This window comes from Streptomyces sp. NPDC088915 (assembly GCF_044749825.1).
Lineage (GTDB): Bacteria > Actinomycetota > Actinomycetes > Streptomycetales > Streptomycetaceae > Streptomyces.
Window position 1 is genome coordinate 395,343 of the sequence record NZ_JBIVIR010000005.1, and the last position, 23,631, is coordinate 418,973.

Here is a 23,631-nt window from a genome sequence, read left to right on the forward strand (position 1 = left end):
AACGGGCTCCGGTTCCTCTTCGGCGAGTCGTGTGCGACGGGTCGGTTCCAACGCGTCGGTTTCAGCGGGCAGGGCGCGGGGCGAGCAGCGCCAGCAGACCGCGTACGGCGCTGTCGAAGGGCGCCGGCGACCCCGTCGCGCGGGCCAGCACGTATCCGCCCTGCACCGTCGCCACGACCGTCGCGGCGGTCTCCTCCGGATCCAGGGAGCCGTCCAGCTCGCCGCTGTCCCGCCCCTCGCGCACGATCGCGGCGAGGCGGGCGCGCAGCCGGCCGATCACCTCCTCGACGGGGGCGCGCAGCTCCGGATCCGCGATCACCTCGGGGTCCATGGTGAGCCGCCCCACCGGGCAGCCGCGCAGGACGTCGCGCTCGCGCAGCACGTACGCCTCGATCCGGGCGTACGCCGATCCGCCGCCCTCCAGGGCCGCCCCGGCCGCCGCGTCCATCTCCTCGGCCGTCCGCCGGATCGCCGCCAGGGCGAGGTCCCGCTTGCCCGCGAAGTGGTGGTACATGCTGCCCTGGCCCGCGCCCGCCGCCTGCTGGACGGCCTTGGGGCTGGTGCCCACGTAGCCGCGCTCCCACAGGAGTTCGCGGGTCGCCTCGACCAGCCGCTCGGAGGTGTCGTTCGTCCCCATGGCCGTACTGTACATACCAGTAGGTACAGAAGGAAGGGTGGGCTGGGTGGCGGGGAGAGCGGGGCGTACTCCCCGTGGCGTACGCGGGAAGCCGCTGCCCGTACGACGCGCGGGGAGCCCTCCCGGGGCGACTCTCGGACCAGGGACACGTCCCTCCGTACGCACCGAGGAGCTGGATCGCCATGAACACACTCGCCCACGCGGGCCCCGGCCCGTGGGCCCTTCTCTTCCCCCTCGTCTGGGCCGTCGCCGTCGTCGGGGTCGTCACCCTCGCCCGTCGCGCCGGGTGGCGCCGGGGCCGGGACCTCCGCGCCGGTCGCGCCGGCGGGCCGGACGAACACTCGCCGATCGCCCTGCTCGGCCACCGGTTCGCCGCCGGTGAGATCGACGAGGACGAGTACTGGCGGCGCCTCACTGTCCTGGAGGAGCAGTTCGGTCGCGTCGCGGGCCCCAAGGGACGCGGGGCCTGAGGAGCACACGGGGCCCGAGGAGCACGGGGACGGTGACCCGCCCCCGCCCGCCCGGGTCCCTCAGCCCGCCCGGCCCGCCAGGACCGGGCGGGCGGCGGCCACCGCGGGGGCGGGGCTCAGGACCGGGTCGGCCGGGACGCCCAGGGGGACGGCGGGGACCCGCTCGTACCCGGTGAAGGGGCCCTCGGTCGCGGCGCCGTACACGACTTCCTCGCGCGTCTCGACGGGGCCGCCCACGGGCGGCGCCGCGAGGGTGAACCACACGACCTTCCCGTCGTCCCCGCAGGGACGGACGCCCCAGCTCTCGCTGACCGCGCCGACCAGGGCGAGGCCCCGGCCGGAGGTGGCGAGGCCGTCGGCCGGCGTGTCGGCCGGATCGCCGAACGGGCCGTCGGTCCGCGGCAGGCGCGGGTCGTGGTCCCTGACGGAGACCGTGAGGCGGTCGAGCAGCAGCTCGACCTCCACGGTGCACCGCTTGTCCGGCCGGGCGTGCCGGTGGACGTTGGTCAGGAGCTCGGTGACTCCCAGCAGGGCATGGTCGACCAGGGCGTCGAGATGCCAGTGGCGCAGATGCGCCGAGACAATCCTGCGGATCTGTCCGATCCGCTGCGGCAGGGCCTGGAGCTCCACCGCGTAGTACCTGCTCGGTTCGCTGATCACGGCTGCGACTCCCCGAAGTAGTCCGGAAGAAGACGAAGGTTCGGATCTCTCGTGCGGTCCAATGGGGTGGCGGCCACAACGCACTGTCACCACCTGTCAACCCTCGGTGAGGTGATTCCAGCGTGGGCCAGTGGTGACCGTCCCGCAACTCACGGCGAACCGTGCCAGGTGGGAGGGGGCGCGGTGCGCCCCGGCGTCAGCGCCGTCCTGCCGCCCGCTTGAGCGCGGCGAGGAAGCGGCCCGACTCCTCCGACTCCTCCGAGGCCCTCGGCTCCCCGGACTCCGCCGCCTCGTCGGCGCGGCCGTTCTTGTGCAGCGTCAGCCGGTACCGGGTGCCGTTCACGGTCGCCACCGCCTCGTCCGGCCCCGCGAACCACGGGCGCCCCGCCCGCACCGCCGTCACCGGCGCGCTGTCGATCTCGCTGCCGTAACTGGTGAGCAGGGCGAGTCGCCCGTCCTCGATCCGCACCTCGCCCGCGCGCGTCAGCGAGCGCAGCCAGCGGTTGATCCCCACGCCCCTGGCGCTGAACTCCGGTTCCTGCATGCCGATCCGCCCCTTCCCACCCGTTTTCCCCGGGTTGCCGCTCCCAGTGTGCCGGGCCGTCCGCGACCGCACCAGTGGCCCTCTCGCACACCCTTCCGCAAGTCTTCCCTATGGAAGGTCAAAGGGAACGTTTGCCCAGGTGGGAGCGGTATCGTCGGAAGTGGAGCACCCGGGGGAGCACCCCCGGGGAAGCGATCGAGGAGAAGCGCGGATGAGCACCACCGAGCGCAGTGCGCAGAACGGTTCGTCGGTCACCCCCGGAGGCACCACTGCTCCCGGAGGCACCGTCACTCCCGGCGGCGCGGCCACCCCCGGGGGCATCGCCACCGCCACGGCGACTGTCGACATCGACCGCAGCGACCCCGCCTACCGGGCCTGGCTGAAGGAGGCCGTCCGCAAGGTCCAGGCCGACGCCAACCGTTCGGCCGACACCCATCTGCTGCGCTTCCCGCTCCCCGAGCACTGGGGCATCGACCTCTACCTCAAGGACGAGTCCACCCACCCCACCGGCAGCCTCAAGCACCGGCTCGCCCGCTCCCTCTTCCTCTACGGCCTGTGCAACGGCTGGATCCGGCCGGACCGGCCCGTCATCGAGGCCTCCAGCGGTTCGACCGCCGTCTCCGAGGCGTACTTCGCCAAGCTCATCGGCGTCCCCTTCATCGCCGTCATGCCCCGCACGACCAGCCCCGAGAAGTGCCGGCTCATCGAGTTCCACGGCGGGCGCTGCCACTTCGTCGACGACTCGCGCACCCTGTACGAGGAGTCCGCCGCCCTCGCCGAGCGCACCGGCGGCCACTACATGGACCAGTTCACCTACGCGGAGCGGGCCACCGACTGGCGCGGCAACAACAACATCGCCGAGTCGATGTACCAGCAGCTCAGGCTGGAGCGGTACCCGGAGCCGACCTGGATCGTGGCCACCGCGGGCACCGGCGGCACCTCGGCGACCATCGCCCGCTACGTGCACTACATGCAGCACGACACCCGGATCTGCGTCGCCGACCCCGAGAACTCCTGTTTCTTCGACGGCTGGACCCACCACGACCCGCACGCCACCGCCGACTGCGGCTCCCGCATCGAGGGCATCGGCCGCCCCCGCATGGAACCGAGCTTCGTGCCCGGGGCCGTCGACCGCATGATGAAGGTGCCCGACGCGGCGAGCGTCGCCGCCGTCCGCGCCCTGGAGACGGCCATCGGCCGCAAGGCGGGCGGCTCCACCGGCACCGGCCTGTGGAGTGCCTTCAAGATCGTGGCCGAGATGGTCGCGCACGGGCGCACCGGCAGCGTCGTCACCCTGATCTGCGACCCCGGCGACCGCTACCTCGACAAGTACTACTCCGACGACTGGCTGGCCGCCCAGGGCCTCGACATCGCCCCGTACACCGCCGCTATCGAGAGCTTCCTGGCGACGGGGGCCTGGCCGGAGTGAGCCGCCGGTCGAGCCGCCGCGCCGCGCCCCGGAACGACCGTCCGAGACCCGGTCGCGCACACCGCAGCGCGAGGCGGAACGGGGCCGGGCCGTCGGCGGCCATCGTCCACCGCAGCGTCGTGCCCCGCCCGGCGGGGGAGAGGGCCCACTCCTCCGCCATGGCGGTGGGCCCGGGGGCGTTCGTCGTGTCCACCCGGTAGGCGTAGCGGACCTGGGGTTCGGCGGCCAGGATCGTCTCCTCCAGGGCGATCCCGCCCCGCAGCCGGACGCTGCGGCCCGCCCCGTCGCCCGTCGGGACGGCGGAGGCGAGGGCGGTGAACCAGGAGGGCGTGCTCCCCACCTCCACGGCCAGGGAGCGGTAGACGGCCGCGGGCGGGGCGGCCAGCGTGGCCGTGAACACCAGGCGGACGGGCGCGGACGCGGTGAAGTCGAGCTCCACCGGCCTCAGTCGGCGTGCCATGGACCGGACCTCCGGGGGACGCGGGCGGAAAGGGCACCTTAGCTGACGTGCTGTCAACAGCACAGGATTCGGGCGCGGTTGAGGCCGCGGTCACGGTCACGGTCAAGCTTCGGATACGGCCACGGCTTCGGATACGGTCACGGCTTCGGACACGGCCACGGCTTCGACCGCGACCGCGGCGGGTCCCGTCCCTCACCCCTCCCGCAGCAGCCCGTCCACCGCCCGCCCGAACACCACCCGTCCCGCCCGCGCGAGCACCGGATCGAGGGCCCGCGGCACGCCCCGTACCGTCAGCTCCTCCGTCCACACCACCCGGCAGCCGCCGCCCGGTGCCTCCGCCACCTCGATCAGCGCCCAACCCCGCACGACACGGCTGTGCTTCACCAGGCGGCAGGCGCCGGGACGGCCCGCCGACGGGGGCTCCCAGCGCACGACCTCCATCGGGTCGTCGAAGGACAGCCGGCCGATCCCGGTCCGGGCGGTGAACCGGGTCCCCACGCCGTTCGGCCCCGGTGTCAGCACCCTCGTCCGGGTCAGCGGCACCTGCCGCCCGTGCGCCGGCCAGTCCGTGAGCCGCCGCCACACCTCCTCCGGCGCCGCCGGCACGGTTCGCTCGACCCGGAAGGGGCTCACGCCCGCTCCCCGCCCGCCACCACGAGCCCCGGCACGTGCTCCGACACCTCCGCCCGCACCCCCTCGGACAGGCCCCCGTCCGTCACCCAGGTGTCCACCTCGTCCAGGGAGGCGAACGAACTCAGGCCCACCGTGCCCCACTTGGTGTGGTCGGCGACCACCACCACCCGGCGCGCCGAACGCATCAGGCAGGTGTTCGTCTCGGCCTCCGCCAGGTTCGGCGTCGACAGACCCGCCTCCACCGAGACGCCGTGCACCCCGAGGAAGAGCAGGTCGAAGTGGAGCGAGCGGATCGCCCGGTCCGCGACCGGCCCCACCAGCGCGTCGGACGGCGTGCGCACCCCGCCCGTCAGGACGACCGTCGCCGCCCCGCGCCGCGGCTCGCCCGCCCCGCCCGTCCGCCCCGCCTCGTGGAACACGTCGGCGACCCGCACCGAGTTGGTCACCACCGTCAGGTCCGGCACGTCCAGCAGGTGCCGGGCCAGCGCGTAGGTCGTCGTCCCGCCGGACAGGGCGATCGCCGTGCCCGGCGTCACCAGGGCCGCCGCCGCCCGCGCGATCTCGTCCTTGGCGCTCGGTTCGAGGACCGACTTGGCCTCGAAGCCCGGCTCGTGGGTGCTCGCCTCGACCACCGGGACGGCCCCGCCGTGCACCTTGGCCAGCACGCCCTGCCGGGCCAGCGCGTCCAGGTCGCGGCGGATCGTCATGTCCGAGACGCTCAGACGGCGGGTCAGTTCGTTGACCCGTACACCGCCGCGCCGCCGGACCTCGTCGAGGATCAGGGCGCGCCGCTGCTCCGCGAGGAGGTTCTGGTTGTCAGTCACCGCCGGGGCCGGTCCTTCCGCAGGGGACGGGATATGGGGATGAGGGTGAAATTCGGTGAGGGGTCGTGCGCGGCCGCACGGCCGTCCGCGATCCTGTCTCCGACGTCGCATCTTCCCACCTCATGAGGGAGCAGCCCCAGTGTCCCCTGCCACACCCGCCCCGGAGAGCGGGGACGCGGCGCTCGAACTCCTCGTCCACGGAGTCGGCGGAGCCACCCCCCAGGACATGCTCGACGACCCCAGGACCGTGCGGATCACCGGCGACCGGACCGCCGCCGTGTACCGGCGGATCGAGGACGCCGACGCCGAGGAGCACCCCGGGCGGTACGCCGGGCGCCCGGTACCGGAGGCGTACTGCTGGTCCAACCTCACCTCCGGCGACGGCACCCGCGCGTTATGGCTGCTGCTCCTGCCCTTCATGGTCGCCAACCTCGCGCACTGGATGCGCCCGCCCGCCCCGGGCGGACGCCGGCTCGCCCGGCTCTACGGGGTCCTCGTCCGGCTCGTCGCCCTCACCCTCACCGTCCTGCTCACCGCCGCCGCCTGCGAGGTCGCGCTCGACCTGACGGCCTGGCAGTGCGCCGCCGCCCCCGCCTGCGTCGACTCCGCCTCCTGGCTGGGCTTCCTCTCCGTCGAGCGCGGTGGCTGGTGGTCCCTGCCCGGCCGCCGCCTCGCCGTCGCCGCCCTCGTCCCGGCCGTCCTCGTCGGCCTGCTCTGGTACCTGTCCAACCGGACCTGGACCGCGTACGAGGCCCAGCGCCCGCCCACCGGCTACGACACGCCGTCGGAGCGGCGGGACACCGCCACCGTCGCCCCGGGGTCCCGCGCCGCCCTCGGACGCCCCGGCTTCTGGTACGGCCGCCGGCTCGTCGCCCGGCTCAGGGCCGCCCACACCGCCGCCGGCTTCCTCACCGTCGCCGCCGCCCTCGTCACGGCCGCCGCCCGCCACGACACCGCCGCACCCGGGGCCGGAGCCGTCCTCGGCCGGATCCTCCAGGCCGCCGTCGCCGCCTTCGGCGTCGTCGTCCTCTGGGTCGTCTGCCGGCGCGGCCGCAGCGAGAACCGCCTCGACCTGCGACTCGAACGCGCCCTGGTCTCCTGGCTGCCCGGCGCCTCCCTCGCCCTGCTCCTCGTCACCGCCTTGTACGCGGGCTGGTCCCGGCCCGGCTGGGTCTCGTCCGGAACCCTCCCCGGCGACGCCGTCTTCAGCGCCCTCACCGTCGCCCAGGGCGCCCTCGTCGTCGCCCTCGGCGCGGTCGCCCTCCTCCTCCAGCGCCCCCGCCGGGACCCCCGCACCGCCCTGTACGGACTCGGCGGGCCAGCCGTCGCCATGCTCGCCTGCGCCCTCGGCGGGGTCATGTCCGGCGGCGTCGCCCAGCGCGTCGCCGACTGGCTCGACGGACCGGCCACCCCCGGCATGGGCGACCCCGGCCCCCGGATAAGCCCGCCCGTCCTGCTCAGCTGGCAGGCGTCCGTCATCCCCGTCCTGCTCCTCCTCCTCGCCGTGCCCGCCGCCCTCCTCGCCGCCCGGACCGTGCTCGCCGCCCGGCGCCTGCGCTCGGAGGTCGAGGCCGACTACGCCACCGGTGACGAGCGCGACCCGGTCCGTACGGGACGGATCGCGACCGTCCGGGCCCGGGCGACGCTCACCGACTCCGCGCCCGTCCTCGTCGGCGTCGTCTCCGGCGCCACCCTCTTTTTCGGGGCCGCCTCCGTCGTCGGCGCCTGGGCCAGCGGGAACGTGCCGGGCCGGGCCTTCGACGGCGCCCACCCCGCCGTCGCCGCCCTGGCCTCCGCCACCCAGGCCCTCGGCTCCTGGATGATCGGCTTCGGCTTCCTGCTCTTCGTCACCTGGGGCCGCCGCGCCTACCGGGACCCCTCCGCCCGCCGCACCATCGGCATCCTCTGGGACGTCGGCACCTTCTGGCCCCGCGCCGCCCACCCCTTCGCCCCGCCCTGCTACGCCGAGCGCGCGGTCCCCGACCTCACCTGGCGGATGAGCTCCTGGACCCGGCGCACCGGCGGCCGGCTCGTCATCTCCGGGCACTCCCAGGGCAGCGTCCTCGCCGCCGCCGCCGTCTGGCAGCTCAAGCCGGCCACCCGCCGCCGGGTCGCCCTGCTCACCTACGGCTCACCCCTGGAGCGGCTCTACGGACGCTGGTTCCCGGCCTACTTCGGCCCCGAGGCCCTGGGCTCCCTGAACCGCACGGTGCACTGCTGGAGCAACCTCTACCGCGCCACCGACCCGATCGGCGGACCCGTCCGGGTCGTCGCCGAGGACGGGCGGCCCGCCGTCGACGAGCCGGTCCTGCTCGACCCGGTCGCCTACGGACGCACCCGCGACCACCCGCTGCCCGAACCGATCCTGGGCCACTCCGACTACCAGGCCGACCCCGGCTTCATCCACTGCCGCACCGGCCTCCTCGACCGCCTCCCGCCCGCCGTCCCCCGGCAGCGCGGGGCCGGGGAGCCGCCGGAGCCCTGCGGGAAGGGGGCTTCCGGACCGGGGACCCGCGGGCCGGACGCCTCCGAAGCGGAGGTCTCCGGCCGGGAGGAGAAGGGTCAGGGCAGCTCGGGCAAGTCGTCCGGGTAGAGCAGGGTCAGGTCGTCCGTGCTCGGCTCGTCGAGCGCGGCGACCCGTCCCGCGTGCCGCTCCACCATCGACTCGAAGGTCTGCCGCGCCGTGCGCCCGTTGCCGAAGGCCGGGCCCTTGGGCAGTTTGGCGAAGTAGGCGAGCAGCGCCTCGTCCGTGCCCGGGGCGAGCCGGTACTCGTGCTCGTCCGCCTGCTGCCCCACGATCCGCAGCAGCTCCTCCGGCTCGTAGTCGCCGAAGGTGATGGTCCGCGAGAAGCGCGAGGCCACGCCCGGGTTCACGGTGAGGAAGCGCTGCATCTCCGCCGTGTACCCGGCGACGATGACCACCACCGCGTCCCGGTGGTCCTCCATCAGCTTCACCAGGGTGTCGATCGCCTCGCGGCCGAAGTCACGGCCCGAGTCCTCCGGCGACAGGGCGTACGCCTCGTCGACGAACAGCACCCCGCCGCGCGCCCGGTCGAAGGCCTCCTGGGTGCGGATCGCCGTCGAGCCGATGTGCTCGCCGACCAGGTCCACCCGGGACACCTCCACCAGGTGCCCGCGCTCCAGGACCCCGAGCGAGGCGAGGATCTCGCCGTACAACCGGGCCACGGTCGTCTTGCCCGTGCCCGGGTTGCCCGTGAAGACCAGGTGGCGGCGGACCGAGGCCGCCTTGAACCCGGCCTCCTGGCGCCTGCGCCCCACCTCGATCATGTTGGTGAGGGTCCGCACCTCGTGCTTGACGCTCTCCAGGCCCACCAGGGCGTCCAGCTCGCCGAGCACGTCCTGCGAGGAGCGGGCCTCCGGGACGGGCTCCGGCGCCGGCGCCGGAGCCGCGGTCGCGGGCCGGGAGGCCGGGACGGTGCCGAGCAGCCCGGCCGTCCGCGTCTCCGTCAGGACCGTACCGCCGCCGGCCGGGGAGGAGCCGGAGCCGGAGGAGTCGGGCACGGAGGAGCGGACCGCGCTCTCGTCGCTGGTGCACTCCTCCGCGACCGCGCCCTCCTCCGGGAACTCGTAACCGCCGCGCGCGCACCGCTCCGTACGGCACTTGCGCAGGGTCGTCCGGCAGCCGTCCGTGACGTGGAAGCCGTACCCGCCGCTGCCCGTCACCCGGCAGCCGTGGAAGGAGCCGCGCCCCTCCGCCGACACGTAGAAGCCGGCCTCGGCCGGCGAGGTGACCGTGCACCGCTCGATCGTGGGATCGGCGCCCTTGGTGACGATGACCCCGGTCTGCACGGAGTCGATCGTGCAGCCGGACAGGGTGCCGCCGCTGCCGTGGTCGCGGAACCAGGCGCCCGTGGACGCCTCCCGGATGCGGCAGTCGTCGAGCTGGGCCGTCGCCCCGTCGCTCACCGACACCGCCGTGTTCCGCACCTGCGACAGGTCGCTGTCGACCACGTCCACGCGCGAGCCCCGGTCGAGGACGAACAGCGCGTCCGGCACGTCGTGCACCCGGCAGGCGTCGAGGACGGCGGTCGCCCCGTCGCTCACCCACACCGCCGGGTAGTCGCCCGTGCTGTCGTGGATCTCGCACTGGTTGGCGTCCACCCGGGTCCCCGGGTCCCACACCGACAGGCCGTTGCGGCCGAAGCGTCGGACGGTCGAGCGGGTGAGCGTCAGGACCGAGCGCGAGCGCAGGTCGACCGCGTTCTCCGGGACGTCGTGGATGTCGCAGTCGGAGAGGGTGAGGACGGCGTCGGTGTCGAGGGTGATGCCGTCCGCCGACGTGCGGTGCACCGAGGAGTCGGTGAGGTGGGCGGTGGCGCGGGCCGCGATCTGGAGCCCGGCGCCCTTGATCTCGTACACCTCGCAGCCCACGCCCTCCAGGGCGCTGCCCTCGCCGGTGACGGCGATCCCGGCACCGGAGGCGTGGTGCACCCGGCAGCGCTCCAGGCGCGGGTGCGCGCCGCCCCGCACCGAGACGCCCGCCTGCCCGGCGGACACCACCTCGCACTCCTCGAACACCCCGCCCGCGCCGTCGAGCACGGCGATGCCGATCCCCGCCGCGTTGTCGACCGTGCAGCGGCGGACCGTGGGCCGGGCGGCACCCCGCACCTCGATCCCGGCGGCCGAGCGGGTCATGATCCGCAGGTCGAGCAGCTCGGGCGTGCCGTCCTCGACGAGCAGCGCGGGCGCCGCCACGTCCTGGCCCTCGACGTGCAGGTCCTGGAGGACGACGGAGGCGCGCAGGGTCAGCGGGACCCCGTCCGGGGGTGCGATCCGGACCGAGCCGACCCCGCCCTCGGGGCCGCGCAGGGTGACGGCCCGCCGCACCACCAGGTTCTCCCGGTAGGTCCCCGGGGCGACGGTGAGCACGTCCCCGTCGCCCGCGGCCTCCAGGGCGGCGGCGAGGGAGGGGTACTCACCCGTGCGGCGCCGCCACCGCGATGTGCCGGTGTGCGTCACCTGGACCGTGCCCTGTGCCATGGGTGTGTCCTGCCCCCGCCTCATGCCTCGCCGCTGATCCGATGCCCCACCGTAGCGCGCGCGGCGGCGTGGGGATGACGGGTCGCGTACCCCCGTCCGCACCGGGAACGCGCCTGGTGCCCGGGGTGCGTCACCGCCGGTCCGGGGCGGTCCGGAGCGGTCGGGACCGGTCGGACCCGATCAGCTTCCGGTGCCGGTGCGGCCCCAGTCGGGACCGGTCGCGGCCCACGCGCGGTCGAGCCGCGCGTACCGCAGCAGGACGAGCCGGCGGACCGCGAGCCGGCGGACGGTCTCGACCAGGAGGCCGGTGAGGAGCGCGGCCGTGAGCCCCGCGGTGATCGCGTGCGCGCGGGCGGCGTCCGGGCGCAGCGGCGGTGCCACCGGGCGTCCGGTCCGGTCCGTCCACAGGGAGAAGGTGTCGCCGGGGGCCGAGTGCCGCCGGGCCGTCGCCACCGTCCCCGTCCGGGTCGAGCCGTCCGGGGCGGTCCAGCGGGCCACCACGGAGCGGCGCAACCGCTCCTCCCCGCCGGACTCGGCGGTCCGGGGCCCGCTCGCGGGCGCGTCGGCGGACCGCACCACCCGGGCCGTCGTCGGCGTCCGCCGCTCCTGCTGTACGCGGACCGCCCGCCGGAGCGACTCGTCCGCGGACGTGCCGGTGCGCAGGCCGGCCAGGGGCGCCGCGACGCAGAGCAGGACGACGGCGACGAGGGCGATCCACGCCTCGACGAGGTCCGTGGTGCGGCGCAGGGGGTTGCGCCGCCAGCGCCAGACTCCCAGGGCTGCGCGCACGTCCGGACCCCCCTCGTTGTTCGCTGCTTCTCCAACGAGTGTGCCCCGGGGGCGCGTTCCCCGCCCGCCGGGGCGGCGAAGTGTGACGCGCGCCCCGGCGGGCGGGGGCGGGTCAGTCCAGGACCTTGACGGGGTCGCCCACCCGGACCGTGCCGGTGTGCTCGGGGACGAGGTTCTGGCCGAAGAGGACCCGGCCGTCGCTCTTGCGGTGCCGGGCGAGGGTCCGCAGCGGCTCCTTGCCGCGCGCGGCGGTGGACTGGTCCGTCGTGGTGACGACACAGCGTCCGCAGGGCCGGGCGACCCGGAAGGTGACCTCTCCGACGGCGATCCGGGTCCAGCCGTCCTCCGCCCAGGGCCCGGTCCCCCCGACGACCAGGTTCGGCCGGAACCGGTTCATCGGCAGGGGACCCTCCTCGGCCCGGTCGCCCCGGGCGATCAGGGAGTTGAGGGCGTCGAGCGAGGCGGTGGTGGTGACGAGCAGCGGATAGCCGTCCGCGAAGCTCACGGTCTCGCCGGGCAGCGCGTACGCCGGGTCCACCGGGCGCCGGTGCTCCGGCGCGTCCATGTGGACGAGCCGGAAGTCGCCCTCCAGGAACGCCGAGAGCCACGCGGCCGCGCCGGGGCCGGCCGGGACGGCTTCCACCGGCTTGTCGAACACGTCCACCGTGACGGTGACCGAGGGGTGCGGTACCTCGACCGCCAGCGGCGGGTGTCCGGGCGCGGACAGGACGACCCCGCCACCGGGCAGCGGTTCGGCCGCGGCCAACGCCATCCGGGGGTGACGGCGTTGGGTCACGACCTTGCCCGTCGCGTCGACGACGGTCCAGCGACGGTCCCCGGCCAGCCCCCAGGGCTGCACTTCGGCCTCCGCGTACGTCAGCGCGCGCATGGCCTTCACCGGGTGGACGTGGACGGAGCGGAGCACGGAAGAGGACATGGAGTCATCCTGCCAGCCGCCCCGGTCCGGAGACCCGCCGATTTACCGGGGGGTCAGTAACTCCCGCCCTGGTAGGGCCGGTTGTACGGGTCCGCGTAGGGGCCGGGGGTCGGCACCGGGGCGGGCCGGGGCGCCGCCGGACGCATCGCCTCGTAGCCGGCGGCCGCCGGGCGGGGCTGCTGCTGCGGGTACGGGCCGCTCGGGTAGCCGCGCGGGGCCGACGGCTGCTGCGGGATGTACGGGGCCGGGGCCTGCTGCAGGGGCACGGGGGCCATCTGCGGCGCGGGCTGCGGGTAGCCGTAACCGCCGTTGTAGGCGGGGGCGGGCTGCGGGGTGGGCGCCGCCGGGAGGGCGGGCAGCGCCGAGGAGAGCGCCGGCAGGTAGGAGCCGCTTCCACCGGTGGGGAAGCTGCTGCCGGTGTCGTAGGCGGCGGGCACTCGGATCGGGGCGATCTGAGGCGTGCCCCGCTCCGCGACCAGGGAGTCGTAGATCGGGGTGTCCGGGAAGGACGGCGCGGTGTGGTAACCGCCTCCATAGGTGGAGCGGGGGGAGGTCATGGCCATAAGTTAAGCCCACGATGTGCTGCTTGGGGAGACCGATTAGAAGGTTGTTTGACGGGCTTCGTGAAGCGATGGATCCCCAATCCGAGCGAACGTGGCAAAAAGGGACGACGTTCTGTCTCAAGATCACGTAAAAGCCGAGTTCGGAGGGGGTTACCGACCGGTCGGCGGTGCCGTGGTGCCGCCCGGTGCCCCCGGCATGAAGAACGCATAAAGAAAAAGTGCCGAGAGGGTACGGCGGAAGTGATCATGGGCATGATTACCCGCCCTTCTCGGCGCTCTTGATTGACCGTCAAGTCGACGTCTAGGGGGTGACGCGTACGCGCCGAATTGACGGCGCTACTCCCCGTAATTGAAAACGCTACTACCCGTATCGGAAATGCCTTTTCCGTGAAGGCGCCGGGTGGGGGCGCAGGGCGGCGCCGGGCCGTCGGACGACGGTGCCGGGCCGTCGAGCGGTGGTATCGGGCCGCCGGGCGGCGGTGTCAGGTCAAGGTGTCGAACACGCAAGCGCGTTCACCGCTCCGGCGCCGCCTCCGGGCGCGCGTACGTCCGCCCCTTCCACGCCGCGCCCCGGCCCCGGTGGTGCCGCACCGCCGAGTCCACCGTCATCAGCAGGTAGAGGGACGCGGTGAACGGGAGCAGCGGGGCGAGCCACAGCGGCTGCCGGTAGTAACGGAGCATCGGCACGTACGACCCCGCCATCACCGCCCAGGCCGCACCCCCCGCCCAGGCCGCCGGCGCGTCCCCGGCCGCCGCGCCCGTCACCAGGGCCACCGGCGGCACCAGATAGACGACCACCAGCCCCGCGACCGTCCCCACGAGCAGCAGCGGACTGTGCCGGAGCTGGGCGTACGCGCTCCGCGCGACCATCCGCCACAGCTCGCCGAGCCCCGGGTACGGCCGGACGCTGTCGACCCGCTCCGCGAGGCCCAGCCAGATCCGCCCGCCGGCCCGCCGCACCGCCCGCGCCAGCGACACGTCGTCGATCACCGCCTGCCGGATCGCCTCCGGCACTCCCGCCGCCACCGCCGTCTCCGTCCGCAGCAGCACGCAGCCGCCCGCGGCCGCCGTCGCCCGGGGCCGCGCCCGGTTGATCCAGCGGAAGGGATAGAGCTGCGCGAAGAAGTAGACGAACGCCGGCACGATCAGGCGCTCCCACGCGCTCTCGGCCCGCAGCCGGGCCATCTGCGACACCAGGTCCAGATCGTTCCCGACCGCCGCCGACACGAGGCGGCGCAGACCGTCCGGCCCGTGGGCGATGTCCGCGTCCGTCAGGAGCAGGAACTCCGGTCCACGCGCGCGTGCCAGCGCCATGCCGTGCCGCAGCGCCCACAGCTTCCCCGTCCACCCCGGCTCCGGCTCGCCCGGCGACGCCACGGTCAGCGGAAGCCCGCCGCACCGGCCGGCCAGTTCGGCGGCGAGGCTCCCCGTGCCGTCCGTACTCCCGTCGTCGACGAGGATCACCTCCGCGACCCCCGGGTAGTCCTGCGCGAGCAGTGACGGCAGGCTCAGCGGCAGCACCCCGGCCTCGTCCCGCGCGGGCACGACGACCACCACGCGCGGCCACGCCCCCGGCTCCTCGCGCGCGTGCTCGTCGTCGCGCGGGGGCGGAAGCCGCTGGTCCGTGCGCCAGAAGAAGCCCTGGCCGAGCAGCAGCCAGACCCAGGCGGCCAGGGAGGCGAACGCGAACCAGGCAAGGGTGCTCATTCGCGGCAGTCTGCCCCAGAACGCGGGGGATCCAGGGCTCATCGGCTAGGGTGACCGGGTGAAGATCGCGCTCATGGACTCCGGAATCGGCCTCCTCCCGGCGGCGGCCGCGGTGCGCCGGCTCCGACCGGACGCGGACATCCTCCTCTCCAACGACCCCGACGGCATGCCGTGGGGCCCGCGCACTCCCGAGGACCTCACCGGACGCGCGCTCGACGTCGCGCTCGCCGCCGCCGAGCACCGCCCGCGGGCGCTGATCGTGGCCTGCAACACCGCCACCGTGCACGCCCTGCCCACCCTGCGCGCCGCCCTCGAACCGGACGTCCCCGTCATCGGCACCGTGCCCGCGATCAAGCCCGCCGCCGCGGGAGGCGGCAAGATCGCCATCTGGGCGACCCCGGCCACCACCGGCAGCGCCTACCAGCGCGGACTCATCCGCGACTTCGCCGGGGGCGCCGAGGTGACCGAGGTGCCCTGCCCGGGTCTCGCGGACGCCGTGGAGCACGCGGACCAGGAGGCCGTGGACCGGGCCGTCGCCGCCGCGGCCGCCCTCACCCCGCCCGACGTCCGCGCCGTCGTCCTCGGCTGCACCCACTACGAGCTGGTCGAGGAGCGCATCCTCGCCGCCCTGGAGGCGCGCCGCCGCGAGGGCCTCCCGCCGCTCGTCTTCCACGGCTCCGCCGACGCCGTCGCCGCCCAGGCGCTGCGCCGGATCGGCACCGAGCCCGCCCCCGACGCCGACCCCACCGGCACCCTCTCCGTCCTCCTCAGCGGACGCCCCGGACGGCTCCCCGCGGCCGCCCTCGCCTACGCCGAGGGACGCGGCCTCACCGAGACCGCCCCCGCTCACTGAGCGTCACCGGAGGGCTTCTCTCCGGCGCGCCGCCCCGGACCGGACTGGGTATTCTTTCCGATATGAGGGAATATTCCCGGGACCCCCGCGCCGACGAGCGGACGACCATCGTCTGGACCGGCCGCGCCACCAACCGCTTCCAGTGGGTGGCCGCCGCGGCCGGCGTCGCCTGCGTGGCCCTGGGCATCGCCCTCGCCGTCCAGCTGCAGTGGACCTCGGGCATCGCGGCCCTCCTCATGGCGGTGATCGGCTGCGTCACGGTCGGACTGCTCGTCCTCTTCGGCACCCTCGCCTTCGTGCACGTGGCCGTGCAGGTCGACGACCGGGCCATGGAGGTCCGCTGCGGCCACATCGGCCTGCCGCGCCGCCGCATCCCGCTCTCCCACGTCGTCGGCGCCGACTTCGCCCCGAGCGTCACCCCGCGCCACTGGGGCGGCTGGGGCTACCGCTGGCGCCCCGAGAAGGGCACGGCCGTGATCGTCCGGCGGGGCGAGGGCCTGGTCCTGCGCCTGGACGACGGACACACCTTCACGGTCACCGTCGACGGCGCCGAGTCCGCCGTCCGCGTCATCCGCGACCGCCTGCGTCGCCTGACCCCGCCGGGCCCACCCGCGGCGACGGGGGCGTGACCGCCCGGTCCCGGAGACCACCGCACCACGGTCGCCCCGTCTCCAGGCCGCGTCCGGGCCGGTCAGGGGGCTTCCCGGCGGGCCGCACCGGACGCCCGGCGGCCAGGGACGACCCGTAGACTCCGCAAGGTGAGTGCCACCATCACCCCCGTCGACGCGTCCGAAACCGACACCGCACCCGCGCCGGTCCACCGGCTGCGACGGTTCGCACGGCCCGCCGCGGCCCTGCTGTCCGGGTTCGTGCTCTACCTGAGCTTCCCGCCGCGTCCCCTGTGGTGGCTCGCGCCGCCCGCCTTCGCCCTGCTCGGCTGGGCCCTGCGGGGCCGCCGGCTCCGCGCCGGCTTCGGCCTCGGGTACCTGGCCGGCCTCGGCTTCCTGCTCCCGCTCCTCGTGTGGACCGGCGAGGAGGTCGGCCCCGGCCCGTGGCTCGCGCTCGCCGCCGTCGAGGCGCTCTTCGTGGCCGCCGCGGGCCTCGGCGTCGCGGCCGTCTCCCGGCTCCCGGGATGGCCCTTCTTCGCCGCCGGGGTGTGGATCCTCGCGGAAGGGGCACGCGCGCGCGTGCCCTTCGGCGGCTTCCCCTGGGGCAAGGTCGCCTTCGGGCAGGCCGACGGCGTCTTCCTGCCGCTCGCCGCCGTCGGCGGCACCCCCCTGCTCGGCTTCGCCGTCGCCCTCTGCGGCTTCGGCCTGTACGAGGCGGCCCGGCTGATCCGCGCGCGTCGCGCCCACCGCGACCTCCGGGCCACCGTCACCGCTTCGGACACCGGTACTGCTTCGGACACCGGTATTGCTTCGGACACCGGTACTGCTTCGGACACCGGTATTGCTTCGGACACCGGTATTGCTTCGGACACCGGTATTGCTTCGGACACCGGTATTGCTTCGGAAATCGACAGGGCCACCTCGCCCGCCGCCGATGCCGTTCCGGCCCCCACCGACGCCCCCCGGCCGGCCCCCGGCACCTCCACCCCCCGCCGTACCGGCTCCGGCCCGCGCGGTCCGCTCGTCGCCGCCGCGCTCGCCGTGCTCCTCCCGGTCACCGGCGCGCTCGCCGCGCTGCCGCTCGTCGACGACTCCGCCGAGGACGGCACCGCCACCGTCGCCGCGGTCCAGGGCAACGTCCCCCGCCTCGGCCTCGACTTCAACGCCCAGCGCCGGGCCGTCCTCGACAACCACGCCGCCCGCACCCGCGAGCTCGCCGAGGCGGTGAAGGAGAAGCGCGAGCCGCAGCCCGACTTCGTGCTGTGGCCCGAGAACTCCTCGGACATCGACCCGTACGCGAACGCCGACGCCGCCGACGTCATCGACGAGGCCGTCCGCGCGATCGGCGCGCCCACCGTGATCGGCGCGGTCGTCGCCCCCGAGACCGGCAAGCTGCGCAACACCCTCATCCAGTGGGAGCCCGGGCGCGGCCCGGTCGCCACGTACGACAAGCGGCACGTCCAGCCCTTCGGCGAGTACATCCCGATGCGGTCCCTCGTCCGCCTCTTCAACAGCAACGTGGACCGGGTGAGCCGCGACTTCGGCCCCGGCACGAAGATCGGCGTCTTCGACCTCGCGGGGACGAAGGTCGGCCTCGCCACCTGCTACGAGGCGGCCTTCGACTGGGCCGTGCGCGACACCGTCACCCACGGCGCGCAGCTCATCACCGTCCCCAGCAACAACGCCACCTTCGGCCGCAGCGAGATGACCTACCAGCAGCTCGCGATGTCCCGGGTGCGCGCCGTCGAGCACAGCCGGGCGGTGGTCGTGCCCGTCACCAGCGGGGTGAGCGCGGTCATCCGCCCCGACGGCGAGGTCGTCGCGCAGACGAGGATGTTCACCCCGGACGTCCTGGTCGAGAAGGTGCCGCTGCGCTCCTCGCAGACCCCCGCGACCCGCATGGGCATCCTTCCCGAGCTCCTCCTCATGGTGCTCGCGGCCACCGGTCTCGGCTGGTCGGCGCTCCGCTCCGTACGGGCCCGCCGCACGCGGGCGGAGTGAGCCGGGGCGGCCGGAGCCGGGGCCGACAGGCGTCGGTCGACGGCGGCCGTACATGATCTAGGGTCGGTCCATGGCTACCCCCGACTTCATCCGGGCCCTGCGCGAGACGGCCGGTCACCAGCTCCTCTTCCTGCCCGGGGTGAGCGCCGTCGTGTTCGACGACCGGGGCCGGGTGCTGCTCGGGCGGCGCTCCGACAACGGGCGCTGGTCGATCGTCGGCGGCATCGTCGAGCCGGGCGAGCAGCCCGCCGACTGCGCGGTGCGCGAGGTGTACGAGGAGACCGCCGTGCGCTGCGAGGTCGAGCGGATCGTGCTCGTCGAGACCCTCGGCGAGCCCGTCGTCTACCCCAACGGCGACCGGTGCCAGTTCATGGACGTGACCTTCCGCTGCCGCGCGGTCGGCGGCGAGGCGCGGGTCAACGACGACGAGTCGACCGAGGTCGGCTGGTCCGAGGTGGACGACCTGCCGGAGATGAAGCGTTTCCCCCTCCTGCGGATCGAGAAGGCGCTCGCCGACGAACCCACATGGTTCCGCACCACAGCATCCGGCTGAACTATGGGTCCAAAGCACATCGGTGGGGGAGGGGGCCCTTCATAGGGTGCGGAGCATGAGCGTTCCCGTCACCACCCCCGGTACCGACCTCGCCGCACCCCTGCCCCGCGCGGCCGGACTCGCCCTCGACCTCACCGGCCGCACCGCGCTCGTCACCGGCGCGGCCGGCGGCATCGGCCGCGCCTGCGCGCTGCGGCTCGCCGCCGCCGGAGCCAGGGTCAGAGCCGTCGACCGGGCCGCCGAGGGCCTGCAGGCCCTGGCCGGGGAGGCCTCCGCGCTCCCCGGGGAGCTCGAACCCCGGCTGCTCGACCTGACCGACCTGGACGCCGCGGAGACGGCCGCCGCCGGCGCCGACATCCTCGTCAACAACGCCGGGCTCCAGCTCGTGCGCCCCATCGAGGAGTTCCCGCCGGACGTCTTCCACACCGTCCTCACCGTGATGCTGGAGGCGCCGTTCCGGCTCATCCGGGGCGCCCTCCCGCACATGTACGGGCAGGGCTGGGGGCGGATCGTGAACATCTCCTCCGTCCACGGGCTGCGCGCCTCTGCCTTCAAGTCCGCCTATGTGGCCGCCAAACACGGCCTGGAAGGCCTCTCCAAGACCGCCGCCCTCGAAGGCGCCCCGCACGGGGTCACCTCCAACTGCGTCAACCCCGGCTACGTCCGCACCCCGCTCGTCGAACGCCAGATCGCCGACCAGGCCGCCGCCCACGGCATCCCGCCGGAGCGGGTCCTCGCGGACGTCCTGCTCAAGGACGCGGCGCTCAAGCGACTCATCGAACCGGAAGAGGTCGCCGAGGCCGTCCTCTACCTCTGCGCCCCGCAGGCCTCGTTCATCACCGGCACCTCCCTCACCCTCGACGGCGGCTGGACCGCCCACTGAAGGTGCCCCTGTGAAGGTTGTCCACAGGGGTGGTGCGACCACACGTACGGCAGGTATCCCTGTGTCCATGTCCCACGAACACGTCTCCTACCTGGAACTCCTCGCACGGGGAGCCGCGACGGAGGCCTACGACCGGCCCGTGCTGCTCGCCCGCGCGAGCGGCGCGGGCCCCGAGGCGCTGGCCGACCTCGAAGAGGCCAAGCAGCTCGCCCTGCGGGTCCGGGCCGAGCTGGAGGGACGGCGGCGGCGCGAGGCGGAGCTGTCCGCGCTCTTCGCCACCGCCCACGACCTCGCGGGACTCCGCGACCTCGACGCGGTCCTGCGCGCCATCGTCCAGCGCGCCCGCTCGCTCCTCGGCACCGAGGTCGCCTACCTCAGCCTCAACGACCCGGCCGCCGGCGACACCTACATGCGGGTCACCGAGGGCTCCGTCTCCGCCCGCTTCCAGCAGCTCAGACTGGGCATGGGCGAGGGGCTCGGCGGCCTCGTCGCCCAGACCGCCCGCCCCTACGTCACCGACGACTACTTCGACGACGCGCGCTTCCAGCACACCCGGACCATCGACACGGCCGTACGGGACGAGGGCCTCGTCGCCATCCTCGGGGTGCCGCTCAGCCTCGGCAGCCAGGTCATCGGGGTGCTGTTCGCGGCCGACCGCAGGGCCAGGGTCTTCGAACGCGAACAGGTCGCGCTCCTCGGCTCCTTCGCCGCGCACGCCGCCGTCGCCATCGACACGGCCAACCTCCTCGCCGAGACCCGCTCGGCCCTCGCGGAGCTGGAACGGGCCAACGACATCATCCGCGAGCACAGCGGCGTCATCGAGCGGGCCTCCGAGGTCCACGACCGCCTCTCCGAGCTGGTCCTGCACGGCGGCGGCGTCCACGACGTGGCCCGCGCCGTCTCCGAAGTCCTCGGCGGGACCGTCGAGTTCACCGAGGCGGGCGCGGGCTCCGCGCGCCGGGCCGGGGGCCACGCCGTCCGCGAGGGCGACGACTGGCTCGCCGCGGTCTCCGCGGGCGGCGAGACCCTGGGCACCCTCGTCCTGCACGGCCGGCCCGACCTCGACCCCGTCGACCAGCGCACCCTGGAGCGCGCCGCCCTGGTCACCTCCCTGCTGCTGCTCGCCCGCCGCTCGGCGGGCGAGGCCGAGCAGCGGGTACGGGGAGAACTCCTCGACGACCTGCTCGACGCCCCCGACCGGGACCGCCGCCTGCTGCGCGAGCGCGCCGCCCGGCTCCGCACCGACAGCGAGGCCCCGCACGTCGTCCTCGCCGCCCGCATCGACCGGCCCGCCGGCGGCGCCGCCGACACCGACGCGGGCCGCCGCGAGAGCGCCGACCGGCAGCGCCTGTGGTCGGCCGCCTCCCACCTGGCCGCCACCCGCCACGGACTGGCCTCCGCGCGCGACGGCGGTACGGTCCTGCTGCTGCCGCTCGGCCCCGGCGAGACCGCCGCCGAACTCGCCCGGCAGACCGCGAGGAGCCTCGGCGGCACCCTGCGCGAGCAGGTCACGGTCGGCGCCTCCGCCCCCGTACGGGCGCCCCTGGACCACCCGGACCAGGTGGCCGTCGCGTACGAGGAGGCCCGCCGCTGCCTCGACGCGCTGGGGCTCCTGCACCGCTCCGGCCAGGGCGCCGCCGCCGAGGACCTCGGCTTCCTCGGCCTGCTGCTCGCGGACGGCCGGGACATCGGCGGCTTCGTCGACCGCACCGTGGGCCAGGTCGTCGCCTACGACCGGCGGCGCGGCACGGAGCTGGTCCGCACCCTGGACGCGTACTTCGCGAGCGGGATGAGTCCCGCCCGTACCAAGGACGAACTCCACGTCCACGTCAACACGGTGGCCCAGCGCCTGGAGCGGATCGGCCGGCTCCTCGGTCCCGACTGGCAGTCCCCGGCGCGGGCCCTGGAGATCCAGCTCGCGCTGCGGCTGCACGCCCTCGCGGACGCGGTCGGGGGCAGATGAGGCAGGAGAAGGCCCGGGCCCCGCTCACGGCGAGCGGGGCCCGGGCCTTCTCCTGCGTCCCGTGCGTCAGGCGTCGGCGCGGACCCGGGAGTCCTCGGGGGTCCGGTCGGCGACCTCGCCGAGGTCCCTGTCGCGGGTCTCGCGGGCGCAGACCACGGCGACGACGGTCAGCAGCGCGGCGGCGATCACGTACAGGGAGATCGGGGTCGAGCTGCCGTAGTCGGCGAGCAGCGCGGTCGCGATGAGCGGGGCGGGCGCGCCGGCGGCGACGGAGGAGAACTGGGCGCCGATGGAGGCGCCGGAGTAGCGCATCCGGGTCGCGAACATCTCGGAGAAGAAGGCCGCCTGCGGCGCGTACATCGCCCCGTGCAGGACCAGGCCGACGGTGACGGCGAGCAGCAGGCTGCCGAAGGTGCTCCGGTCGATGAGCGCGAAGAAGGGGAACATCCAGGCCCCGACGCCGATCGCGCCGATCAGGTACACCGGCCGGCGCCCGATCCGGTCGGACAGCGCGCCCCAGAGCGGGATCACGGCGAAGTGGACGGCGGACCCGATGAGGACGGCGTTCAGGGCGGTCTGCTTGGAGAGGCCGACCTGGGTGGTCGCGTACACCAGGATGAACGCGGTGATCACGTAGTACGAGATGTTCTCCGCCATGCGGGCGCCCATCGCGATGAGCACGTCCCGCCAGTGGTGGCGCAGCACCGCCACGATCGGCATCTTCTCGACCTGCCCGGCGACCGCCTTGCGCTCCTCGGCGGCGGCGAGCGCGGCCTTGAAGACGGGCGACTCGTCGACCGAGAGCCGGATCCACAGGCCGACGACCACGAGGACGCCGGAGAGCAGGAACGGGATGCGCCAGCCCCAGGAGGCGAAGGCGGCGTCCGAGAGCAGCGCGGTCAGCGCGGACAGCACACCGGTGGCCAGCAACTGCCCGGCCGGGGCGCCGGTCTGCGGCCACGAGGCCCAGAACCCGCGCCGCTTCGCGTCCCCGTGCTCGGACACGAGCAGGACGGCCCCGCCCCACTCCCCGCCGAGCGCGAAGCCCTGCACGAGCCGCAGTACGGTCAGCAGCACGGGGGCCGCGGACCCGACGGTGGCGTGCGTCGGCAGCAGTCCGATGGCGAACGTCGCCCCGCCCATGAGCAGCAGGCTGAGCACCAGCAGCTTCTTCCGCCCGAGCCGGTCGCCGTAGTGCCCGAACACCAGCGCCCCGAGCGGCCGCGCGGCGAACCCGACCGCGTACGTCAGGAAGGACAGCAGGGTCCCCACCAGCGGATCGGACTCGGGGAAGAACAGCTTGTTGAACACGAGCGCCGCGGCGGACCCGTACAGGAAGAAGTCGTACCACTCGATGGTGGTGCCGATGAGGCTGGCGGCGACGATCCGCTTGAGGGATCCGGGTGGGGTCGGGGAGGGTGTTGCGGCGGCCATGTGCACCACTTCCAGGCATGTGCGGGGACGTTTCGGTGTCGCCACACCGTAGGAAGGCGCAGGTCAGGGGCGTATGTGGTGGGACACCACAGTTTGAGGTGGGCAAGTGCGCTCAGCCGCCATGGCAGCCCCTCGCGGCCTTCCCGGAGGGCCCGGAAGGACTGTGGGAGCGGCTGTCTCTGTTGCCCTGGTCCGGGGTGATTTGACGGTGCGGTGCTGACTCCCGTGCTGGATTCGTGCTGACTGAAAGCCCACGTCATCACCCCTCTTCACCCCTCCCGTGCTGGATTGGTGCTGACTACGGAGAGTGGAAACACCGCATGTGTGACGGATCAGGCGCAGTGGCAGTGTTCGGAGCGTCGTCTCTGAGGAGTCACTCACGGCCCCGGGCCCCGGGCCCCGGGCCGCGGGGCGCCTGGGTACGCCGACCACCGGAACGTCCAGCGCGTCGCCAACGACCTCGTGGCGCCAGGACTGGTCGACCTCGCGGTGAAATCGGACCACCGATCCTCACCCCTGCTGACACCGACGTCCGCTGGCAGGGGCACACCGGACCGCGTGACCGTACGGGCCGAGGAGCGGCACCGTTCCCTCTTCGCGGGCCTCGACGAGGAGATCCGCGCCATGCATCCTTCCGTCGCCTCCTGGGTGCCTTGGGTGAGCGGAGAGAAAGGCGAGTCGC

The 23,631-nt window shown here is 74.4% G+C and carries 21 protein-coding genes; 9 read left to right on the forward strand and 12 right to left on the reverse strand.

Going from position 1 to position 23,631, the window contains the following annotated elements; all coding sequences use genetic code 11:
- Positions 1-61 precede the first annotated feature (61 nt).
- Positions 62-652: a TetR/AcrR family transcriptional regulator gene (locus ACIP5O_RS12290; RefSeq protein WP_401291847.1), complete on the reverse strand. Its 591-nt coding sequence runs from the start codon at positions 650-652 to the stop codon at positions 62-64.
- 167 nt (positions 653-819) lie between these two features.
- Here ACIP5O_RS12290 and ACIP5O_RS12295 point away from each other — a divergent pair, with 167 nt between their 5' ends.
- The gene (locus ACIP5O_RS12295; protein ID WP_356542308.1) at positions 820-1,107 is read left to right on the forward strand and encodes an SHOCT domain-containing protein; all 288 of its coding nucleotides are present in this window, start codon (positions 820-822) and stop codon (positions 1,105-1,107) included.
- A gap of 60 nt (positions 1,108-1,167) precedes the next feature.
- On the opposite strand, the gene ACIP5O_RS12300 is transcribed toward ACIP5O_RS12295, so the two are convergent.
- Both ACIP5O_RS12300 and ACIP5O_RS12305 read right to left on the reverse strand, forming a co-directional pair.
- Positions 1,168-1,767, reverse strand: a complete 600-nt coding sequence (locus tag ACIP5O_RS12300; protein ID WP_401291851.1) for an ATP-binding protein — start codon at positions 1,765-1,767, stop codon at positions 1,168-1,170.
- Positions 1,768-1,963: 196 nt separating this feature from the next.
- A complete protein-coding gene (locus tag ACIP5O_RS12305; RefSeq protein WP_401291854.1) occupies positions 1,964-2,311 on the reverse strand; it encodes a hypothetical protein in 348 nt (115 codons plus the stop codon).
- A gap of 211 nt (positions 2,312-2,522) precedes the next feature.
- On the opposite strand from ACIP5O_RS12305, the gene ACIP5O_RS12310 reads away from it, so the two are divergent.
- Positions 2,523-3,740 carry a PLP-dependent cysteine synthase family protein gene (locus ACIP5O_RS12310; protein ID WP_401291857.1) on the forward strand — a complete coding sequence of 406 codons (1,218 nt, stop codon included), beginning with the start codon at positions 2,523-2,525 and terminating at the stop codon, positions 3,738-3,740.
- On the opposite strand, the gene ACIP5O_RS12315 is transcribed toward ACIP5O_RS12310, so the two are convergent.
- The 3 genes from ACIP5O_RS12315 to ACIP5O_RS12325 all read right to left on the reverse strand — a co-directional run bounded on the left by ACIP5O_RS12315 (position 3,700) and on the right by ACIP5O_RS12325 (position 5,657).
- Positions 3,700-4,200, reverse strand: coding sequence for an SRPBCC family protein (locus ACIP5O_RS12315; RefSeq protein ID WP_401291860.1), 501 nt, complete (start codon positions 4,198-4,200; stop codon positions 3,700-3,702). The two genes, ACIP5O_RS12310 and ACIP5O_RS12315, sit on opposite strands and share 41 nt — an antisense overlap.
- A 192-nt stretch (positions 4,201-4,392) precedes the next feature.
- Positions 4,393-4,833, reverse strand: a complete 441-nt coding sequence (locus ACIP5O_RS12320) for an SRPBCC family protein (protein ID WP_401291863.1) — start codon at positions 4,831-4,833, stop codon at positions 4,393-4,395.
- Entirely contained in the window at positions 4,830-5,657 is an 828-nt protein-coding gene (locus tag ACIP5O_RS12325) for a DeoR/GlpR family DNA-binding transcription regulator (protein WP_401291866.1), read from the reverse strand. The genes ACIP5O_RS12320 and ACIP5O_RS12325 overlap by 4 nt, the downstream gene beginning before the upstream one ends.
- Before the next feature lie 139 nt (positions 5,658-5,796).
- Here ACIP5O_RS12325 and ACIP5O_RS12330 point away from each other — a divergent pair, with 139 nt between their 5' ends.
- The gene (locus ACIP5O_RS12330) at positions 5,797-8,250 is read left to right on the forward strand and encodes a hypothetical protein (protein WP_401291867.1); all 2,454 of its coding nucleotides are present in this window, start codon (positions 5,797-5,799) and stop codon (positions 8,248-8,250) included.
- Here the strand turns inward: ACIP5O_RS12330 and ACIP5O_RS12335 are convergent.
- The 5 genes from ACIP5O_RS12335 to ACIP5O_RS12355 form a co-directional block, all read right to left on the reverse strand.
- On the reverse strand, positions 8,220-10,658 hold the full coding sequence (locus ACIP5O_RS12335) for a right-handed parallel beta-helix repeat-containing protein (RefSeq protein WP_401291869.1): 2,439 nt from the start codon (positions 10,656-10,658) through the stop codon (positions 8,220-8,222). The genes ACIP5O_RS12330 and ACIP5O_RS12335 overlap by 31 nt on opposite strands.
- A 180-nt stretch (positions 10,659-10,838) precedes the next feature.
- Positions 10,839-11,447 carry a hypothetical protein gene (locus tag ACIP5O_RS12340; protein WP_401291871.1) on the reverse strand — a complete coding sequence of 203 codons (609 nt, stop codon included), beginning with the start codon at positions 11,445-11,447 and terminating at the stop codon, positions 10,839-10,841.
- Between the two features lie 112 nt (positions 11,448-11,559).
- Positions 11,560-12,384, reverse strand: coding sequence for an MOSC domain-containing protein (locus tag ACIP5O_RS12345; protein ID WP_401291874.1), 825 nt, complete (start codon positions 12,382-12,384; stop codon positions 11,560-11,562).
- A gap of 53 nt (positions 12,385-12,437) precedes the next feature.
- The gene (locus ACIP5O_RS12350; RefSeq protein ID WP_401291876.1) at positions 12,438-12,941 is read right to left on the reverse strand and encodes a DUF6643 family protein; all 504 of its coding nucleotides are present in this window, start codon (positions 12,939-12,941) and stop codon (positions 12,438-12,440) included.
- 519 nt (positions 12,942-13,460) lie between these two features.
- Positions 13,461-14,654 carry a glycosyltransferase gene (locus tag ACIP5O_RS12355; RefSeq protein WP_401291879.1) on the reverse strand — a complete coding sequence of 398 codons (1,194 nt, stop codon included), beginning with the start codon at positions 14,652-14,654 and terminating at the stop codon, positions 13,461-13,463.
- 58 nt (positions 14,655-14,712) lie between these two features.
- Between ACIP5O_RS12355 and ACIP5O_RS12360 the strand changes: the two genes are divergently transcribed.
- The 6 genes from ACIP5O_RS12360 (at position 14,713) to ACIP5O_RS12385 (ending at position 21,515) form a co-directional block, all read left to right on the forward strand.
- Complete coding sequence (locus ACIP5O_RS12360; RefSeq protein WP_401291881.1) at positions 14,713-15,507, forward strand: glutamate racemase; 795 nt, start codon at positions 14,713-14,715, stop codon at positions 15,505-15,507.
- A 62-nt stretch (positions 15,508-15,569) separates the two neighbouring features.
- Complete coding sequence (locus tag ACIP5O_RS12365) at positions 15,570-16,136, forward strand: hypothetical protein (protein ID WP_401291884.1); 567 nt, start codon at positions 15,570-15,572, stop codon at positions 16,134-16,136.
- A 129-nt stretch (positions 16,137-16,265) separates the two neighbouring features.
- The gene (gene lnt / locus ACIP5O_RS12370) at positions 16,266-18,116 is read left to right on the forward strand and encodes an apolipoprotein N-acyltransferase (RefSeq protein ID WP_401291886.1); all 1,851 of its coding nucleotides are present in this window, start codon (positions 16,266-16,268) and stop codon (positions 18,114-18,116) included.
- A 70-nt stretch (positions 18,117-18,186) separates the two neighbouring features.
- On the forward strand, positions 18,187-18,669 hold the full coding sequence (locus ACIP5O_RS12375) for an NUDIX hydrolase (RefSeq protein ID WP_401291888.1): 483 nt from the start codon (positions 18,187-18,189) through the stop codon (positions 18,667-18,669).
- 55 nt (positions 18,670-18,724) lie between these two features.
- Positions 18,725-19,552, forward strand: a complete 828-nt coding sequence (locus tag ACIP5O_RS12380) for a 3-hydroxybutyrate dehydrogenase (protein WP_401291890.1) — start codon at positions 18,725-18,727, stop codon at positions 19,550-19,552.
- Positions 19,553-19,619: 67 nt separating this feature from the next.
- Positions 19,620-21,515, forward strand: coding sequence for a helix-turn-helix domain-containing protein (locus ACIP5O_RS12385; RefSeq protein WP_401291893.1), 1,896 nt, complete (start codon positions 19,620-19,622; stop codon positions 21,513-21,515).
- 66 nt (positions 21,516-21,581) lie between these two features.
- On the opposite strand, the gene ACIP5O_RS12390 is transcribed toward ACIP5O_RS12385, so the two are convergent.
- Positions 21,582-22,949: an MFS transporter gene (locus ACIP5O_RS12390; protein WP_401291896.1), complete on the reverse strand. Its 1,368-nt coding sequence runs from the start codon at positions 22,947-22,949 to the stop codon at positions 21,582-21,584.
- Between the last annotated feature and the right edge of the window lie 682 nt (positions 22,950-23,631).

Coding starts and splice junctions, on each gene's coding strand:
- ACIP5O_RS12290 (WP_401291847.1), bottom strand. CDS start 652: ATGTACAGTACGGCCATGGGGACGAACGACACCTCCGAGCGGCTGGTC.
- ACIP5O_RS12295 (WP_356542308.1), top strand. CDS start 820: ATGAACACACTCGCCCACGCGGGCCCCGGCCCGTGGGCCCTTCTCTTC.
- ACIP5O_RS12305 (WP_401291854.1), bottom strand. CDS start 2,311: ATGCAGGAACCGGAGTTCAGCGCCAGGGGCGTGGGGATCAACCGCTGG.
- ACIP5O_RS12310 (WP_401291857.1), top strand. CDS start 2,523: ATGAGCACCACCGAGCGCAGTGCGCAGAACGGTTCGTCGGTCACCCCC.
- ACIP5O_RS12315 (WP_401291860.1), bottom strand. CDS start 4,200: ATGGCACGCCGACTGAGGCCGGTGGAGCTCGACTTCACCGCGTCCGCG.
- ACIP5O_RS12335 (WP_401291869.1), bottom strand. CDS start 10,658: ATGGCACAGGGCACGGTCCAGGTGACGCACACCGGCACATCGCGGTGG.
- ACIP5O_RS12345 (WP_401291874.1), bottom strand. CDS start 12,384: ATGTCCTCTTCCGTGCTCCGCTCCGTCCACGTCCACCCGGTGAAGGCC.
- ACIP5O_RS12350 (WP_401291876.1), bottom strand. CDS start 12,941: ATGACCTCCCCCCGCTCCACCTATGGAGGCGGTTACCACACCGCGCCG.
- ACIP5O_RS12355 (WP_401291879.1), bottom strand. CDS start 14,654: ATGAGCACCCTTGCCTGGTTCGCGTTCGCCTCCCTGGCCGCCTGGGTC.
- ACIP5O_RS12365 (WP_401291884.1), top strand. CDS start 15,570: ATGAGGGAATATTCCCGGGACCCCCGCGCCGACGAGCGGACGACCATC.
- ACIP5O_RS12375 (WP_401291888.1), top strand. CDS start 18,187: ATGGCTACCCCCGACTTCATCCGGGCCCTGCGCGAGACGGCCGGTCAC.
- ACIP5O_RS12380 (WP_401291890.1), top strand. CDS start 18,725: ATGAGCGTTCCCGTCACCACCCCCGGTACCGACCTCGCCGCACCCCTG.
- ACIP5O_RS12385 (WP_401291893.1), top strand. CDS start 19,620: ATGTCCCACGAACACGTCTCCTACCTGGAACTCCTCGCACGGGGAGCC.
- ACIP5O_RS12390 (WP_401291896.1), bottom strand. CDS start 22,949: ATGGCCGCCGCAACACCCTCCCCGACCCCACCCGGATCCCTCAAGCGG.